Consider the following 17,236-nt stretch of genomic DNA (forward strand, 5'->3'; position numbering starts at 1 on the left):
GTCCTTACTTCGTAGCCGGAGCGACGGGCGCCGCGGCGGCCGCGCGCGGCGGGGCGTTCTTGACGTAGCGGTCCATCCAGTCGGTCATCTCCCAAAGGGTGTGCATCACCGACTCCCGGGCGCGATAGCCGTGGGCCTCGTAGGGCAGCACGGTATAGCGCACGGTGGCCCCCGCCCCCTTCAGCGCGGCGTAGAAGCGCTCGCTCTGGATCGGGAAGGTGCCGGAATTGTCGTCCGCCTCGCCGTGGATCAGCAGGATCGGCTCGTTGACCTGCTTCACATAGGTGAAGGGGCTCATCTTCGTATAGGTGTCGGTGGCCTGCCAGTAGGTGCGCTGCTCGGACTGGAAGCCGAACGGCGTCAGGGTGCGGTTGTAGGCGCCCGACCGCGCGATGCCGGCCCGGAAGAGATCGCTGTGAGCCAGCAGGTTGGCGGTCATGAACGCGCCGTAGCTGTGGCCGCCCACGGCGATGCGGTCGCGATCGGCCACGCCCAGGGCCACCACCGCGTCGACGGCGGCCTTGGCGTCGGATACCAGCTGCTCCACATAGCTATCGTTAGGCTCGGCGCCGTCCTTGCCGATGATCGGCATGCCCGGGCCGTCCAGCACCGCATAGCCCTGGGTCAGCAGGAACAGGTGGCTGGCGCCGCCCGGACGGGTGAAGCGGTTGCCCGCGTCGACCGTCTGGCCGGCCACCGAGGCGTCGGTGAATTCTTCCGGATAGGCCCACATCAGCATCGGCAGCGGGCCGTCCTTGGCCTTGTCGTAGCCGGCCGGAAGATAGAGGTCGCCCGACAGCTTCACACCGTCGGCGCGGCTGTAGGTGATGGTCTGCTTGGTGACGCCGGCGAACTGCGGGGCGCGGTCGACGAAGCTGGTCAGAGCCCTCCCATTTCCACCCTTCAGCGGCTTGACGAAGTAGTTGGGAACCTCGTCCTTGCTCTCGCGGCGGGTGATCAGGGTCTTGCCGGCCTCGTCGGCGAAAGTGACCGGCGCCTCGTAGTACGGGGCCTTGGCCTGCCACAGGCGGGTGGTCTTGCCGTCGGCCAGGTTCATCACGCCCACGAACGGGAACTCGCCCTTGGCGGTGGCCCCCTCGCCGGAGACGAACACGCCCTTGCCGTCGGGCGTGAAGTGCAGGACCTCCTCGCCCTGGGCGTTGCGGCGGCTCATGGCCGAGCCCGGATCGTTGTAGCGGTCCTGGTAGTTGCGCTCGACCAGCACACGGCCAGCGCCGGGCTTGGACGGATCGACCACGAACTGCTTTTCCTTGCGGTTGTCGAACCAGCGGCTGTGGACCAGGGCGAAATCCTCGCGGCCCCAGTCGATGCCGGCATAGCGCAAGTCGAGGTCGACCAGGGTGGTCGGCGCGGCCTCGAAGGGCGCTGCCTGCATCAGCACGCGGTCATGGATCTCGACCTTCTTCTTGGGATCGCCGCCGTCCTGGGCCTCGACCCACACGAGGGTCGAGGGCGCGTCGCCGCGCCATTGCGGATTGCGCGGACCGGCGACCACCGCATCGAAGGCCGACGACAGGTTGTCGGCCAGCGGGCGGTCGACCAGGGTCTTGACCAGCCTGCCGTCGGCCGCGTCGAGGATCTGGATCTCGGTGGGGAAGCGCGCGGCCGGGACCAGGTAGCTGTAGGGGCGCTTGAGGCGGGTGACGAGCAGGTAGCGGCCGTCGGGCGACAGGCCGAAACCGTTGATCACGCCGGGCGCGCCGACCGGAACGGCCGCGCCGTCGGCCAGGGCCACGCGGGTCATCTGGCTGGTGAAGTAGTGGTCGAACAGCGCCTCGTCATGGGCGTCGCCCAGCAGGTCCTGATAGGTGCGGATGGCGGCCGTGCGGCCGGCCGACTGCTGGACGATCGGCCCCTCGGGCGCGGCCGGCTCGGCCGGCGCGGCGCCGCGACCGGCCGGAATCTGGCGAACCAGCAGGCCGCTGTCGTCGGGCAGCCAGTCATAGGCCGCGCCGAAGGCGGCGTTCAGCACCGGGCCGGTCAGCTTGCGGACCTTGGCGGTCTTCAGGTCGGCGACCCACAGCTCCAGGCCCGTGGGGGCCTCCATCACCAGGGCCAGCTGCTGGCCGTCGCCCGACCAGCGCGGCTGGATGAAGCGCGCGCCCGGCGGCAGGGCCACCTGCCGCACCACGCCGGTCTTTACGTCCTCGAAGGCCAGGCTGTTCATCCAGGCCGTGCGGGCCTCGACCGGGCCGTTGGTGCGCGGATTGATGCGATAGCCGCCCAGCCGCAGGATCGGATCGGCCACGGCCCGGATCGGCGGCAGGTTCTCGCGCCCCAGCAGGGCCAGGGTCTTGCGCTCGGGGCTCAGCGTGACGCCCGGCGTCGGCGCGGCGTCGAGGATCTGGGCGATCGGCGCCGGCGGCATGCGATAGGCCTCGCCGGCCAGGGCGACCGAACCGCCGATCAGCACCGCCAGCACGGCGGTCGAAGCCAGGGCCGCGGCGCGGCGACGGAATTGGGTGTTGAACATGAAGCCCCCGGTAAACGCGTAGGAGGGGCAGCAATAGGCGCGCTTACGGCTCAGGTGAACGGGAAATGTGGGGGATTGCAAATCCAGAAGGGAGATCCAGAACAAAGCACGTTGGAGCGAGACAACCGCGAGCTAAACACTATAATCAACCTCCGCGACTGGGAGACGAGCAAACACATGGTGGTGAACAGCGAGCCGGAGCTTTTCGACGAGCGTTTTCTCGACAAGCACGCTGGCGCGATCATTAGTGATCTGACCGTTGCGCTTGTGGAATTGGTCGCCAATGCCTGGGACGCCTACGCCACTGAAATCCACATCCAGTGGCCGGACGGCACACGGGAGAAGCCATTTTCGATCCGGGACAACGGCAAGGGCTTGACCGGCGAACAGTTTGCCCAGCGTTGGCGCACCCTCAACTACAACCGCGTCGCGGCCGAAGGGGCGTTGTCGTTGCCACCGCCCGAACTGGGGGCCAGCAAGCCGCGCCGGCCGTACGGTCGTAACGGCCAGGGCAGACTAGCCGGCTTTGCATTTTCGGACCCGTATAACGTGGTCACCAAGGCCAGCGGCGAGGAAGTGACCTTTCAGGTAAAGCGCAGCAGCGGTTCGCTGCCGTTCGACTGGCGGGAGATTGCTCGCCGCCCTTCGCAAGGCCATGGGCTAGAGGTTCGCGCTACGCAAGCGACCCGAACACGCTTGAGCGCCGCAGCGGTACGCGAAATTCTCGGAACCCGATTTTTGACTGACCCGGATTTCACGGTGTTCGTGGACGGCATTGCCGTCACCTTTGACGACATTCCTGATGGCTTCCTCAGGGAAAGCTTCGTTGACGTACCCGGCCACGGTCAAGCGCGTATCGTGATGATTGATGCGCAGAGAGCCGACCGCACCACCCGCCAGCACGGCATCGCTTGGCACGTCAACAACCGGCTTGTGGGCGAGTGTAGATGGGTCGGCAGCGACTACACTAGGATCTTGGATGGCCGTACGAGCGAGGCCAAGCGTTTTACTTTCATTGTCACCGCCGATTTTTTGGCCAGCGCCGACGCTGTCAAGCCTGACTGGACAGGCTTCCATCCAACCAACGACACTTGGAAAGTGACGCAGTCTCTGGTCCAGGACCGCATCGGAGAGGAAATCTTCGCCCATGGTGCGCAGCGCCGCAGCGATACCAAGCAAGCTGTTCGCGACAGCCTCTCCGATACCATCCGGCACGCGCCGCCGCTCGCCCGCGAACGTTGGAACGACTTCGTTGACGCAGTCGTCGACAGATGCCCCGGGATTACCAATGATCAGGTCGAGCAGGTGGCGGGGATCTTGGCGAACCTTGAAGTTTCCAGCTCACGATACGGCCTGATCGACAAGCTTCATCGCCTGAAACCTAACGAATTGGATCAACTAGACGCCATTCTCGGCGACTGGAGCGTAGCTGCGGCAAAGGTGGCGCTCGATGAAATTCAAAATCGCCTTAAGTTGATCGCCGAGTTGCACGAAAAGCTGCGTGACGAACGCGCCGATGAGGTTCGTGAGCTGCAACCACTCATCGAACGGAGTCTCTGGGCTTTCGGCGCTGAGTTCGAAAGTATCGAGTTCACGTCCAATCGCGGCATGTCACAAGTGATCCGCAAGCTCCTCGGCGGCGAGGTGCGCGGTAGCTTGAACCGCCCCGATTTCGTGATCCTCGACGATGCGAGCGTCGGCCTCTTTTCGCGACCCAAGTACGGAGAGGGTTACGAAATCGAGGGTGTCGAGCATCTTGTAATCGTCGAACTCAAACGGCCGGGAATCCCCATCGGCATGGATCAAAAGAACCAGGCGTGGAAGTACGTGGCCGAATTGCTCGAGCATGGACTGATTGAAGAGACCACCCAGGTGACCTGTTTTGTAATGGGGTCCAAACTAGCGCCGCGCGAACGCATCCGGGACGAAGGCTCAACCCGCATCGTCCCTCTAGCTTACGACACGTTTATCCGTCGCGCGGAGTCTCGGATGTTGAACCTGTACGCACGTTTGAAAGACGCGCCTTTCCTTCAGGCCCAAGGGATCGACGCCGACAAGTTTTCCCAGCAGCCGGCCGCTCAAGGACTAGATCTTCAGCCTGTATAGGCGGGCATCTTCGCAAAAGCGTCTGCCCCCTACCTCCTCAGCACCGCCCCGCCCTTCATCACGAACACCGGCTTCTCCAGCACGGTGACGTCCGCCAGCGGGTCGCCCGAGACCGCGATCAGGTCGGCGTAGCGGCCGGCGGTCAGCTGGCCCAGGTCCTTGTCGCGGCCCAGGGCCTGGGCGGCGTTGACCGTGGCGGCCTGGATGGCCTGGAGGGGTGTTGCGCCATAGCGCACCATGACGGCGAACTGGCGGGCGTTGTCGCCGTGGGGGTAAACTCCGGCGTCGGTGCCGTAGATCATCTTCACCCCGCCCTTCAGGGCCTTGCGGAAGTTCTCGCGCTGGATCTCGGCGATATCGCGGTCCTTGCGCAGGTTGTCCTCCAGCACGCCGTTCTTGCGGCCCTCGGACTGGGTGTAGTCGGTGTTGTAGATGTCCATCGAGAACCAGGTCCCCTTCTGGGCGGCCAGCCTGACGCCCTCGTCGTCGACGAGGCTGGCGTGTTCGATGGTGTCGATGCCGGCGCGGATGGCCTCCTTGATGCCGGCCCCGCCGTGGGCGTGGGCGGCGACCTTGAGGCCGGCCATGTGGGCCTCGTCGGCCACGGCCTTCATCTCGTCAAAGGTCAGCTGCTGCTGGCCCGGCTCGTCGCCGCGCGAGAAGACCCCGCCGGTGGCGCAGATCTTGATCACCTGGGCGCCGTACTTCTTCAGCGTGCGCACCGCCTTGCGGGCCTGGTCGGGGCTGTCGATGTTGTAGGGGGCCTTCTGGTCCATCGACGGCGGGAAGAAGGTCGAGTCGCAATGGCCGCCGGTCGCCCCGATGGCGTAGGTGGCGGTGACGATGCGCGGGCCGGGCACGACGCCCTCGTCGATCGCCTCGCGCAGGCCCACGTCGTTGAAGCGGTCGGCCCCGACGTTGCGCACGGTGGTGAAGCCGGCCTCGACGGTGGCCCTGGCGTTGGCGGTCTGGGTCACGCTCCAGAAGGCGTCGCTGAACTGCAGGGCGTTGTAGCCGCCATAGACGGGCGAGGCGTCGAGATGCACGTGCATGTCGATCAGGCCCGGCAGCAGGGTCGCGCCCGGCAGGTCGACGGCCTCGGCGTCGGCGGGGATCGCAAAGTCGCCGGCCTTGCCGACGGCGGTGATGCGGCCGGCCACGACCAGCACCACCGGCTTTTCGACATAGCGCCCCGTGGCGACGTCGAGCAGCCGGGCGGCGGTGACCACCTTGGTCTCGGCGGCGTGAGCGGTCGTCGCGGCCAGGGTCATGACCGCCAGGGTCGAAATCGTCAGTCCACGCATCCGGTCGGCCCCGCGTTCAAGTTGCAGGAGCAACGCTAGAGCGTGGCCGTTGAAGTGGAAAGGGCGGCCGCGCATGGCGGCCGCCCCTTTTTCGTCAGGCCTTGAAGAAGGCCAGCAGGTCCGGGTTGATGATCTCCGGATGGGTCGTGCACATGCCGTGCGGCAGGCCCTTGTAGACCTTCAGCTCGCCCTTCTTGACCAGCTTGGCCGACAGCAGGGCGGAATCGGCGATCGGCACGATCTGGTCGTCGTCGCCGTGCATCACCAGCACCGGCACGTCGACCTTCTTGAGGTCGTCGGTGAAGTCGGTCTCGGAGAAGGCCTTGATGCAGTCGTAGTGGGCCTTGACGCTGCCGGTCATGCCCTGGCGCCACCAGTTCCAGATCACGCCCTGGTCGACCTTCGCGCCCGGACGGTTGAAGCCGTAGAACGGGCCGGCCGGCACGTCGTAGAAGAACTGGGCGCGGTTGCCGGCGGTGGCGGCGCGGAAGCCGTCGAACACCTCGATCGGCAGGCCGCCCGGGTTCTTGTCGCTCTTGACCATGATCGGCGGCACCGCGCCGATCAGCACGGCCTTGGCCACGCGGCCCGGCTTGGCGCGGGCGACGTAGTGGATCACCTCGCCGCCGCCGGTCGAGTGACCCACGTGGATGGCGTTCTTCAGGTCGAGGTGGTCGGTCAGGGCCGCGACGTCGGCGGCGTAGGTGTCCATCTCGTTGCCGGTGTCGGTCTGGGTCGAACGGCCGTGACCGCGGCGGTCATGGGCGATCACCCGGAAGCCCTGGGCGTAGAAGAACATCATCTGGTTGTCCCAGTCGTCGGCCGTCAGCGGCCAGCCGTGGTGGAACACGACCGGCTGGGCGGTCTTGGGACCCCAGTCCTTGTAATAGATCTGCACGCCGTCCTTGGTCGTGACGAAACCGCTGCTCATGGTCTTGGCTCCTGGGGAAGAAATCGCGGGCGCAGCCGCGGCGAAGGACGGCGCGACCGCGAAAGCCGCCAGGCCCAGGCCAGCGGCGAGGACGTCCCTGCGCGAGGCGCCGTCGTCGTAAGGTTGGGTGGTCATCGCTCGCCCTCTGCATCGAACTATCGAGGCGGCGTCATGCCGTCCCCGAGCCCGTGCAAGGTGGCCCAGCGCATCGAATGGGGCTTGAACGTATCGCGCGGTCGCTGGGACGAACGCGCCGGAGCGTGCGGCGCCTACTCGGCGCGGGGCAGCACCAGGGCCACGCGCAGGCCCGGCCCCATGCCGTTGTACTCGCCCGGCCCCTCGGCCAGCTCCAGCCGTCCGCCGTGCGAGGCGGCCACCGCCTGCACCAGCGACAGGCCAAGACCGGCGCCCGGCTCGCTGCGGCTGTTCTCCAGGCGCACGAAGCGCTGGACCACCCGGGCGCGGTCCTCTTCGGGCACGCCGGGACCGGTGTCGGTGACCGAGAATTCGAGCTCGCCCGACGAGCGGCGGCGCAGGCGCAGCATGATCGCCCCGCCCTCGGGCGTGTACTTGATGGCGTTGTCGAGCAGGTTGGCCAGGGCCTGGGCGATGAACTCGCGGTTGCCGCGCAGCGACAGGGCCGGGGTGATCTCGGCCTTGAAGTCCAGCCCCTTGTCCTCGCAGGAGAACTCGTAGAGCTCGGCCATGTCGGTGGCCAGGTCGCTGGCCTCGAACGGCTTCTGGTCGGGGGCCTGGCCGGCCGCCTGCAGGCGGGCGATGGCCAGCACGGCGTTGAAGGTCTTGAGCACGCCGTCTGCGTCCGACAGCGCCGTCTCCAGCGCCGCCACCGGGTCGCCCTTGCCGTTCTCGGCGTCGATCAGGGCCACTTCCATGCGGGCGCGCAGGCGGGTCAGGGGCGAGCGCAGGTCGTGGGCGATGGCGTCGCCGGCGTGGCGCAGGCCGCCCATCAGCCGCTCGATGCGGTCGAGCATGTCGTTCAGGCCTTCGGCCAGTTCGTCATACTCGTCGCGGGTGCCACGCACCTTGGCGCGAGCGTGAAGGTCGCCGGCCCGCACCGCGTTCACGACGTCGACGAGGCCCTGCATGCTGCGGCTGACGTTGCGGCTGATCAGCACCCCGCCGGCCAGACCCAGGATGATGACCAGCGCCCCGGCGCCCCACAGGGCCCGCACGATCTTCATCACATAGCCCTGGGACTCGGCGACGTCGGCGCCGACGAACAGGATCTCGCCGCCCGCCAGGCGTTCCTGCACGCCGCGGGCCGAGCGGCGCACGGTGGCGCCGTCGAGATCGGTCTCGGTCAGGGTGAAGCTGCGCCAGGTGGGGCCCGTGCCGGTGAAGCCGTCGATCGGCGACTCCTCGATCGAGCCGGTGATGCGCTTGCCGGTCTTGTCGGCGAAATAATAGAGGAACGGCCGCTCGCCGATGGCCCGCTCGACCAGGGTCTGGTTCAGGGCGTTGACCCCGCCCTGGCGATAGGCCGCCTCCAGGCTTTCCATCTCGCGGGTGATCTCGGCGTCGGCGCGCCGGTCCACCTCGCCGGCGGTGGCGATGTAGATATAGCCCAGGAAGGCCGTCGCCGCGGCCGCGAACAGGGCCAGGAACAGCAGGGTCAGCCGGAAGGGCGTCGATCGAACGAGGCGCGGCAGGCGCATGGTCTAACTCTTCTTGCCCATCAGGGCGGCGATGTCCTGGCGACTGTCGAGGATGCGGAGCACCTGAATGCCAGCTCCATCGGACAAGGGTTCATAGACGATCAGCCAGGGCGGGACGGAGAAAGATCGCGGCTGGCCGTCGAAGTCGGAGCGAACGGGTCCTAGACGCGGTCGTCTCGCCAATTTCTCGATCGCGTGGTCCAGGCGACCAAGAACTCGTCGCGCCCGCGCCTTTCCACCGTCATGCGCGATCCACGCATAGAGCCGCCGAAAGTCTCGCTGCGCTTCTCGCGAATGGACGACGATCGGCGCCGACATTCAGTCTTTTTGGCTCTTCTCGAACTCGGCCTCGGCGTCGGCCAGCAAAGCCTCGAAATCCCAGACCGCGCCCTTCCCCTCGGCCAGCTCCCGTCGCGCCTCGACGATCGACTCGTTGAGGGCGTCGCGGTTGCGCACGAACCAGGCTTCCAGCTCGGCCTCGGAGAGCGCCGGGCCGAACTCGTCCTCGTCATCGGCGATGGGCTTGGACTGCTTGTTCATGCCCCCCAGCCTATCACGCCCCGCCCAGGCCGCCTACGGATCGAGCCGGTAGCCGGCCCCGCGCACGGTCTGCAGCATGGCCCGGTCGAATCCCTTGTCGATCTTGGAGCGCAGGCGGGAGATGTGCACGTCGATGACGTTGGTCTGCGGGTCGAAGTGGTATTCCCACACCTTCTCCAGCAGCATGGTGCGGGTCACCGACTGCCCGGCGTGGCGCATCATGAATTCCAGCAGCTGGAACTCGCGGGGCTGGAGGTCGATCTCCCTGCCCTGGCGATGGACCGTGCGGTTGATGAGGTTCATCTCGAGCTCGCCCACCTTGAGGGTGGTCGCCACCGCGCCCGTCTCCCGGCGGCGCGACAGGGCCTCGACGCGGGCGATCAGCTCGGGGAAGGCGTAGGGCTTGACCAGGTAGTCGTCGGCGCCGGCCTTCAGGCCGTCGACGCGATCGCCCACCTCACCCAGGGCCGACAGGAACAGCACCGGCGTCTGGTCGCCCTCGCGGCGCAGGGTCGAGACCACTTCGACGCCGTTCTTCTTGGGCATCATCCGGTCGACGATCAGCACGTCGAAGCCGCCCTTGCCGGCCTCGGCCAGGCCCGCCTCGCCATCCGGCGCGTGAACACAACTGTAGCCGGCCTCGGTCAGGCCGTGGGTCATGGCGCCGGCGGCCTCGAGATCGTCCTCGATAATCAGAATACGCATCAGCCAACCCCTCGTGCGCCGACAGAGAACTACCGACGTTCTCCCGATTCTATCGACCGGCGCGATAGTTGGCGACTGGATACCGGCTTCGCGGGCGCCCGTCCCTTAAACCTTGGTCACATACGAAAAATCCCGCCCCCATGGCTGGGGGCGGGATCGATCGCTCGTCGGAGACGGATCGCTTACGGAGCGATCTTCAGCGGCACGATGGTCGGACGACCGGCGCGGACGATGCGCAGGTTGACGCTCGGGCGCTGCAGCTTCTTGGCCGCCTCGACCGCGGCGGTGACCTCGGCCACGCTGGTGACCGGCTCGCCGTTGACGCTGGTGACCACGTCGCCCTTGCGCAGGCCCTTCTCGCCGGCGTCGGACGTGGCCTTCACGCTGTCGATCAGCAGGCCCTTGATGCTGCTGTCGATGCCGTTGGCCTTGCGGGCCGCGTCATCGAGGGGCGTCAGGCTCATGCCCAGGGCCTCGGCCTTGGGGGTCGCCGGCTTGGCCGGAGCGGCCTTGTCGCCGCCGTCCTCATTGTCGTTGTCGGCCAGTTCCTTCTCGGTCGGGCGCACGCCCGAACGGATCTCGACCGTGCGGGGCTTGCCGCCGCGCAGCACGGCCAGCTTGATCACCTCGCCCGGACGGGCCTTGGCCACTTCGCGGGTCAGTTCCGAGCCGCTCTTGATCGCCACGCCGTTGACGCTGGTGACCACGTCTTCGGGCATCAGGCCGCCTCGCTGGGCCGGACCGCCCGGCACCAGGTCGGCGACGATGGCGCCCTTGGTGCCGGCCAGGCCTTGCGCCTCGGCCATCTCGCTGGTGAAGGGCTGGATCTGGGCGCCGATATAGCCGCGCACCACCTTGCCGCCGTTGATCAGCTGCTTGGCGGTGGCCTCGGCCACGTCGGCCGGAATCGCGAAGCCGATGCCCACCGAGCCGCCGGTCGGCGAGAAGATCGCCGTGTTCACGCCGATCACCCGGCCATAGATGTCGAACGACGGACCGCCCGAGTTGCCGCGGTTGATGGGGGCGTCGATCTGGATGTAGTCGACGAACTGCGAGGAGTTGTCGCCCAGGTCGCGGCCATAGGCCGAGATGATGCCGGCCGTGGCCGTGCCGCCCAGGCCGAACGGGTTGCCGATGGTGATCACCCAGTCGCCGACGCGCGGACGGGCCTGGTTCTCGAAGTTCACGAACGGGAACGCCGAACCCTTGGCCTTGGGGTCGGTGACCTTGATCACCGCCAGGTCGGTGCTCTCGTCGCGGCCGACCACGGTGGCCTTCAGCTCGCGACCGTCCTTCATGACGACGTTGATGCCGTCGGTGTCGGCGTCGGCCACCACGTGATTGTTGGTGACGATGTAGCCGTCGGCCGAGATGAAGAAGCCCGAGCCGGAGGACTGCTGCTTGGGCGCGGCTTGCGCATCCTCGCCCTCTTCGCCCGGCTTCTGGCCGCGCGGCACGATATCGAACGGCAGGCCTTCCAGGCCCGGAATGCGCAGGCGGGCCTTCGGGTCGGCCTTCGAGGTCACGTCGATCTGCACGACCGCCGGCGAGACCTTCTCGAAGATATCGGCGAAGGACAGCGGCGCGCCGGGCGGCGGGGCGAACATCGGGGCGCTGGTCGCCGAGGCGCGCACCAGCGACGGCTCCTGCTCGGCCGCGCCGGCCGGCCCCATGCGCATGCCCACGCCCGCCAGGGCGGCGCAAGCAACGCCGGCGCCCGCGACGGCGCCAACAATGAATCCTGACTTCCGAGCAGCCATCTTTCGTCTTTCCTCACCCACGACGCTCCGCGCCGGGTTCTCGAACAGAACCTAGTTGCACCAGCAATTCGTGCAACGGTTCCAGGATTATCTTTCCTTCATGCTCACGGCGTTTCTTGCGGCGTCATCGCGGCGCAATCGTGTCATTCGCCCTTGAGCAACCTTTCCAGTCGCGCTTCCTCGTCGGCCGACAACACTTCGGGCTCGGCCTGGGCGGTTCGCCGGCGGCGCAGCAGCGCGACCATCAGCCCCCCGCCGATCAGCAGAACCCCAAGGGGCGTCAGCCAAAGCACCGCGTTTCCGGCCGAGAACGGCGGCTTCAGCAGCACGAACTCGCCATAGCGCTCCGTCAGGAACGCACGGATCTCCGCGTCGCTCCGGCCCTGCTTCACTTGGTCGCGCACAAGAAGACGCAAGTCATGGGCAAGCGCCGCCTCCGAGTCGTCGATGGACTCGTTCTGGCAGACAAGGCAGCGCACTTCCTTGAACAGATCGCGCGCCCTGGCCTCCTGGGCGGCGTCGGGCAGGCGCTCTGAAGGGTCGGACGCGGCGGCCATGCAGGCGATGGCGGCCAGGGCGACGGCAAGCGTGCGGAAAGCCTTCACGCCTGCGCTCCCTTGGCTTTGCGGGCCACGCCCATGCGCAGCCGGCGGTCCGACAGCGAGATCGCCCCGCCCAGCGCCATCACCAGCGGCCCCAGGAAGATCAGCCGCACCCACGGATTGACATAGGCCCGCACCAGCCAGGCCGGCTGGCCGTTCGCGCCCGCCCGGCGCTCGCCGATGACCACGTAGAGGTCGTCCAGGCCGCGGGGGCACAGCGCCACCTCCGAGGTGGTCTGGCCGCCGGTGGGAAAGAACCGCCGCTCGGGCTGGGCGGTGCAGACCAGGCCCCCGCCCTGCTTCTCGATCCGCACGACGCCGCGCTCGGCCAGGTAGTTGGGCCCCTCCAGCGTGCCGACGTCGGCGAGGGTCAGCACGTAGCCGCCCAGCTCGATGCGGCCGCCGACCGACAGGGCCTGGGCCGTCTCCACCTTCCAGGCGGTCTCGAAACAGGCGCCCAGAACGAACAGGCCAAGGCCGGCGTGGGCGATGGTCGTGCCCCAGGCGCCGCGCGGCAGGCCGCCGGCCCGGCGGCGCACCTCGGCCCAGGGGGCGCGGAAGGCCTTCACCCGCTCGGCCAATTCAGCCAGCGCCCCGCCGATCAGCCAGAAGCCGAGCACCAGGCCCAGGCTCGCCAGCGCCTTGCGCGGCGTGACCACGGCGTAGGCGGCGAGGCCCAGGATCGCGGCAACCAGCAGGGCCAGCCACAGGCGGCGCACGACGAGGCGCGCGTCGCCCCGCTTCCAGGCCAGCAGCGGCCCGGCGGGCAGGATGGCCAGCGCCAGCACCAAGAGCGGCGTGAAGGTCAGGTTGAAGAACGGCGGCCCCACCGAGACGGCCTCGCCGTCCATGGCCTCGCGGATCAGCGGATAGAGCGTGCCCAGGAGCACCGTCGCCGTCGCCGCCGACAGGATGATGTTGTTGAGCACGATGGCGCTCTCGCGGCTGACCGGCGCGAACAGGCCGCCGGCGTTCAGGCTCGGCGCGCGGATGGCGAACATCAGGAAGCCGAAGCCCGCCGCCACGCCCATGATCGACAGCAGCAGCACCCCGCGCGTCGGATCGACGGCGAAGGCGTGGACGCTGGTCAGCACGCCCGAGCGCACCAGGAACGCCCCCAGCATCGAGAAGCCGAAGGCGGCCAGCGCCAGGAACACCGTCCAGCCCGGCAGGGCGCCGCGCTTTTCCATCACGATGGCCGAGTGCAGCAAGGCAGCCCCGATCAGCCAGGGCATGAAGCTGGCGTTCTCGACCGGGTCCCAGAACCACCAGCCGCCCCAGCCCAGCTCGTAATAGGCCCAGAAGGCGCCGAGCGTGATGCCGACGGTCAGCAGGCTCCAGGCCGCCAGGGTCCAGGGCCGCACCCAGCGGGCGAAGGCCGCGTCGACCTTGCCCTCGATCAGGGCCGCGACCGCGAACGAGAACACCACCGAGAAACCGACATAGCCGGCGTAGAGGAACGGCGGGTGCACCGCCAGCGCCCAGTCCTGCAGCAGCGGATTGAGCGAGCGGCCCTCCACCGGCGGATCGGCCAGGCGGCCCAGCGGGTTCGAGGCGAAGACGGTATAGGCCAGGAAGAGCACGCCCAGCGCGCCCTGCACGGCCACGGCCCAGGCCCGCAGGCGCGGCGGCAGGCGCTCGCCGAACACCGCCACGGCGCCGCCGTAGCCGGTCAGGACGAGGCACCACAGCAGCATCGAGCCCTCGTGGCTGCCCCAGGCGCCGGCCACCTTGTAGAGCAGCGGCTTGGCGGTGTGGGAGTTGGCCGCGACATTGGCCACCGAGAAGTCGGAGGTCACGAAGGCGTAGATCAGCGCGGCGAAGGCGCAGGCCAGGGCCGCGAAGGCGCCCAGCGCCGCGCCGCGTCCCGCCCCGGTCAGCACGCCCGAGCGCCGCCACGCCCCGGCGGCGGAAAGGCCGGTCTGGGCGACCGACAGGGCCAGGGCCAGAACCAGCGCGAAGGCGCCGAACTCGACGATCATTTGACGGTCTTCTCCGGACCATAGGACGGAGGCGGCGCACCCTCGCCTCGCCACTCGCCCTGCTCCTTGATGGCTTTGGCCACCTCGCGCGGCATGTAGCGCTCGTCGTGCTTGGCCAGCACCTGCTTGGCGACGAACACGCCGCCCTCGTCGAAGGCGCCGGTGGCGACGATTCCCTGCCCCTCGCGGAACAGGTCGGGCAGGTCGCCCTGGTAGCGCACCTTGCTGGTCGCCTTCTGGTCGGCGACCGTGAACTCCACCAGGCCGTCGGGATGCTTGACCACGCTGCCGGCCTGGACGAGACCGCCCAGCTGCACCTTGCGGCCGGCCGGCACCCTCGCCTCCTGGGCCTGGGCGGGGGTGTAGAACAGCGAGATCGAGTCTCGCATGCCGTAAAGCGCCAGGCCCACCGCCAGGGCCGCCACCGGCGCGATCGCCAGCAGGATGGTCAGGCGCCGGCGCGCCTTGCGGGACTTGGGAAGCAGGCTCATCGGGCGTCGGACTTGGGGGCGTTCAGGGTCTGGGCGGGAGCAGCGGCGGCCTGGCGCAGGGCGGCCAGCACCCGGGGCTGGTCCCTGAAGCGCGCGGAGGCATCCTTCAGGGCCGCGTCGCGACGAGCCGCGTCGCCCAGCACGGCGTAGGCCCGCACCAGCCGCACCCAGCCTTCCGGGTCGTCGGGGGCGGCGGCCAGCCTTTGGGCCAGGCCCTCGACCATGCCCTGGATCATGTCGGGCGTGACCTCGCCGGCGGCGGCGGCCTGCTGCGGCGCGGCGTCGACCAGCCGGCCGGCCTGGGCCGTGCGGTCGATCTCGGCGGCCAGCACCGGCCGGCGCGGGTCGTCGGCCGCCAGGTCGGCCAGCACCGCACGCCAGCTGGAAAGGCCGGCGTCGAGCCTGCCGTCGGCGATCTCGCCCTTGGCCAGGTGATAGCGGGCCGACAGGTTCGCAGGGTCGCGCTTCAGCGCCTCGCCGAAGGCCGTGCGGGCGTCGGCGCCCACCTGGCCCTCCTCGCTGGTCACGAAGGCCTCGCCCAGGGCGGTCCACAGGTCGGCGCGCTGCGGCGCCAGGCGCACGGCCTTGCGCAGGGCCTCGGCCGCGCCGACGGCGTCGCCGCCGGCCATGCGGGCGATGGCGAGGTTGCGATAGAGTTCGGGATTGGCGCCGTCCTTGCCCCGCGCCGCCTGCTCCAGGATCGCCACGATGCGCGGCGGATCCAGCATGGCCGGATCGCCGGCCTTCCACTCGGCCACGCGGCGGGCGAACGGCTGGTCGGGCGCGCCCGGCGCCCCGACGACGACATAGAGCCCCAGCGCCAGCAGCGGCGCCAGCGCGGCGATCGTCACGACCACGCGGCGCGGACCCAGGCCCTCCCTGGGCCAGGCCGCGCTCTGGTCGGCGGCGGCCAGCAGGCGGCGGCCGGCCTCGGCCCGGGCCGCCTTCAGCTCGCCTTCCGCCAGCAGGCCCCGCTCGGCCAGTTCGTCGATCTCGGAAAGCTGGCGGCGGTGCACGGCCAGGGCCGGATCGTCCCCGGCCGGGGCGAGACCACGCGCCGCGCCCCGCAGCACCAGGGCGGCGACGGCGGCGGACAGACCCGCGGCGGCGATCCAGAAGCCTATCATGGCCAGAAACCGATCATGAGACCGCTGTTAGCCGGAGAAGCAGCCGCCCGTCAGTGAAAAAACGCTCTTAAGGGAGGGATTAGGCCGCCATCGCCGCGACGGCGCGGCGGCGGACGATCTCGGCGGTCTTCTCGTCGCGGGTATGGACGATGTAGCCGGCCGCGATGTCGAGATAGGCCCGGGCGATCTGCGGATCGCCGCCCTCGCCGGTGCGGGCCACGTGCAGGCAATCCTCGATATACTGGTCAAGGCGCTGGTTCAGCTTCTCCAGCGCCTTGGTCCGGGTCGCGCCGTAGCCGGCCTGGGCCGCGCAGGGACGCAGGTCCTCGATGAAGGCCAGCGCCGCCGTCGCCCGCCGCACCAGCTCCCCGTCCGGGGCGATGTCCAGCTTAGGCACGCCCTTGCCGCCGCCCATCTTGCCCATCATCGAGATCGGGCGCGACGGCAGGGCCAGCGACAGCTCCTCGTCGGCGGCGTTCATCCGCGTCTCGGCCGCCTGGGCGGCGGCCTGCTTGAACTTCGAGATCCGCTTGCCCCACGGACCGTCCTTGGCGACGTCGACCGCCTGCTCGAACTCGGTCAGCTGGTTGGCGATGCGCTGGGCGCTGGCCGCCGCCTGGCGCCCGGCCGCCTCGCCGCCCGACAGGTCGAAGCCGCGCACCTGCTCGATGCTGGCCTCGATGTCGGCCAGCATCCGCTCGCCGAACGCCTTGACCTCGGACGAGGCCAGATAGCGGTCATTGGGACGGTCCATCACGGCCGAGATCACCCGCAGGATCCGCCACGGCTCGGGCAGGTGCGCGGCCAGCATCTCGAACATCCGGGGACCGGCGTCGCCGCTGATGGCGCAGGCGTCGCGATAGGCGAGGCGCGCCGAGGCCGCCCGCTCGCCGTTCATCCGGCTGACCCATTCCGACAGCCGCGGCAGGGCGTTGCGGACGATCACCGACAGGTCGAGATAGTCGGCCAGTTCTTCGGCGTCGCAGAGCCTGCCCACCGCCTCGAACTCGGGCCGGGTGGGATTGCGCAGGCCGCGCGCGGCGATCTTGCACAGCTGGTTGAAGACGTCGGGCGCGCCGTTGTCGAGGTCCCAGGGATTGCAGCGCGCCGCGCCCTCGGCGACCTGGCGCGGGGCCTCGGCCTTCAGCGCGATCCACAGCAGGGCCAGAGCCCGGCGCGGAAACTGCGGCAGGTCGGCCGCGCGCGGCTGGCACAGCGGCGCGATCGGCGAGAGGATGGTGTTGCGGACGTAGCGGTCGGCCGTCTCGTCCTCGACCAGGGCGCGCACGGTCGACAGCGCCCCGCCCGTGGCGTTGGCCAGGGCGAGCTCCAGACTGCGCAGAGCCGCATCGGGCGCGGTCTCGACCAGCGTCCGGATGATCTGCAGTTTTTGCGCGGCGAGTGCGGCCATGGATCTCCGCCGGGAACTGGGGGGTCCTGGCAGCGTCAACCATGTTGCGGACGAGGTTAAAACTTTCCGAAACCGCTGCTTTTTCAATGCTGGAAGACAAGGCGAAT

Annotated in this window: 14 protein-coding genes; 1 reads left to right on the forward strand and 13 read right to left on the reverse strand. The window is 68.9% G+C overall.

The features are described 5' to 3' along the window. Nucleotides 1–4: 4 nt before the first annotated feature. Nucleotides 5–2,494 carry a S9 family peptidase gene (locus DDF67_RS09975; protein WP_109100724.1) on the reverse strand — a complete coding sequence of 830 codons (2,490 nt, stop codon included), beginning with the start codon at nucleotides 2,492–2,494 and terminating at the stop codon, nucleotides 5–7. Nucleotides 2,495–2,671: 177 nt separating this feature from the next. Between DDF67_RS09975 and DDF67_RS09980 the strand changes: the two genes are divergently transcribed. Next, complete coding sequence (locus DDF67_RS09980; RefSeq protein ID WP_109100725.1) at nucleotides 2,672–4,600, forward strand: ATP-binding protein; 1,929 nt, start codon at nucleotides 2,672–2,674, stop codon at nucleotides 4,598–4,600. Nucleotides 4,601–4,629: 29 nt separating this feature from the next. On the opposite strand, the gene DDF67_RS09985 is transcribed toward DDF67_RS09980, so the two are convergent. From DDF67_RS09985 to DDF67_RS10040, 12 genes are all read right to left on the reverse strand, one after another. Next, nucleotides 4,630–5,904: a Xaa-Pro dipeptidase gene (locus tag DDF67_RS09985; RefSeq protein WP_109100788.1), complete on the reverse strand. Its 1,275-nt coding sequence runs from the start codon at nucleotides 5,902–5,904 to the stop codon at nucleotides 4,630–4,632. 94 nt (nucleotides 5,905–5,998) lie between these two features. Beyond that, a complete protein-coding gene (locus DDF67_RS09990) occupies nucleotides 5,999–6,835 on the reverse strand; it encodes an alpha/beta fold hydrolase (protein ID WP_233247608.1) in 837 nt (278 codons plus the stop codon). A gap of 269 nt (nucleotides 6,836–7,104) precedes the next feature. Beyond that, nucleotides 7,105–8,511, reverse strand: coding sequence for a sensor histidine kinase (locus tag DDF67_RS09995; RefSeq protein ID WP_109100727.1), 1,407 nt, complete (start codon nucleotides 8,509–8,511; stop codon nucleotides 7,105–7,107). A 3-nt stretch (nucleotides 8,512–8,514) separates the two neighbouring features. Next, entirely contained in the window at nucleotides 8,515–8,829 is a 315-nt protein-coding gene (locus tag DDF67_RS10000) for a type II toxin-antitoxin system RelE/ParE family toxin (RefSeq protein ID WP_109100728.1), read from the reverse strand. Then, a complete protein-coding gene (locus DDF67_RS10005) occupies nucleotides 8,830–9,051 on the reverse strand; it encodes a hypothetical protein (RefSeq protein ID WP_109100729.1) in 222 nt (73 codons plus the stop codon). Between the two features lie 33 nt (nucleotides 9,052–9,084). Next, entirely contained in the window at nucleotides 9,085–9,756 is a 672-nt protein-coding gene (locus tag DDF67_RS10010) for a response regulator transcription factor (RefSeq protein WP_109100730.1), read from the reverse strand. 182 nt (nucleotides 9,757–9,938) lie between these two features. After that, complete coding sequence (locus tag DDF67_RS10015) at nucleotides 9,939–11,516, reverse strand: Do family serine endopeptidase (protein ID WP_109100731.1); 1,578 nt, start codon at nucleotides 11,514–11,516, stop codon at nucleotides 9,939–9,941. A gap of 143 nt (nucleotides 11,517–11,659) precedes the next feature. Beyond that, on the reverse strand, nucleotides 11,660–12,121 hold the full coding sequence (locus tag DDF67_RS10020) for a cytochrome c-type biogenesis protein (protein ID WP_109100732.1): 462 nt from the start codon (nucleotides 12,119–12,121) through the stop codon (nucleotides 11,660–11,662). Continuing rightward, nucleotides 12,118–14,100, reverse strand: a complete 1,983-nt coding sequence (locus DDF67_RS10025; protein ID WP_109100733.1) for a heme lyase CcmF/NrfE family subunit — start codon at nucleotides 14,098–14,100, stop codon at nucleotides 12,118–12,120. Before DDF67_RS10025 ends, DDF67_RS10020 begins: the two co-directional genes overlap by 4 nt. Beyond that, nucleotides 14,097–14,591: a cytochrome c maturation protein CcmE gene (gene ccmE, locus DDF67_RS10030; RefSeq protein ID WP_109100734.1), complete on the reverse strand. Its 495-nt coding sequence runs from the start codon at nucleotides 14,589–14,591 to the stop codon at nucleotides 14,097–14,099. The genes DDF67_RS10025 and ccmE overlap by 4 nt, the downstream gene beginning before the upstream one ends. Beyond that, entirely contained in the window at nucleotides 14,588–15,718 is a 1,131-nt protein-coding gene (gene ccmI / locus DDF67_RS10035) for a c-type cytochrome biogenesis protein CcmI (RefSeq protein ID WP_109100735.1), read from the reverse strand. The genes ccmE and ccmI overlap by 4 nt, the downstream gene beginning before the upstream one ends. Before the next feature lie 79 nt (nucleotides 15,719–15,797). Then, on the reverse strand, nucleotides 15,798–17,129 hold the full coding sequence (locus tag DDF67_RS10040; protein ID WP_109100736.1) for a hypothetical protein: 1,332 nt from the start codon (nucleotides 17,127–17,129) through the stop codon (nucleotides 15,798–15,800). Nucleotides 17,130–17,236: the final 107 nt, after the last annotated feature.

The sequence above is a fragment of the Caulobacter endophyticus genome (assembly GCF_003116815.1).
Lineage (GTDB): Bacteria > Pseudomonadota > Alphaproteobacteria > Caulobacterales > Caulobacteraceae > Caulobacter > Caulobacter endophyticus.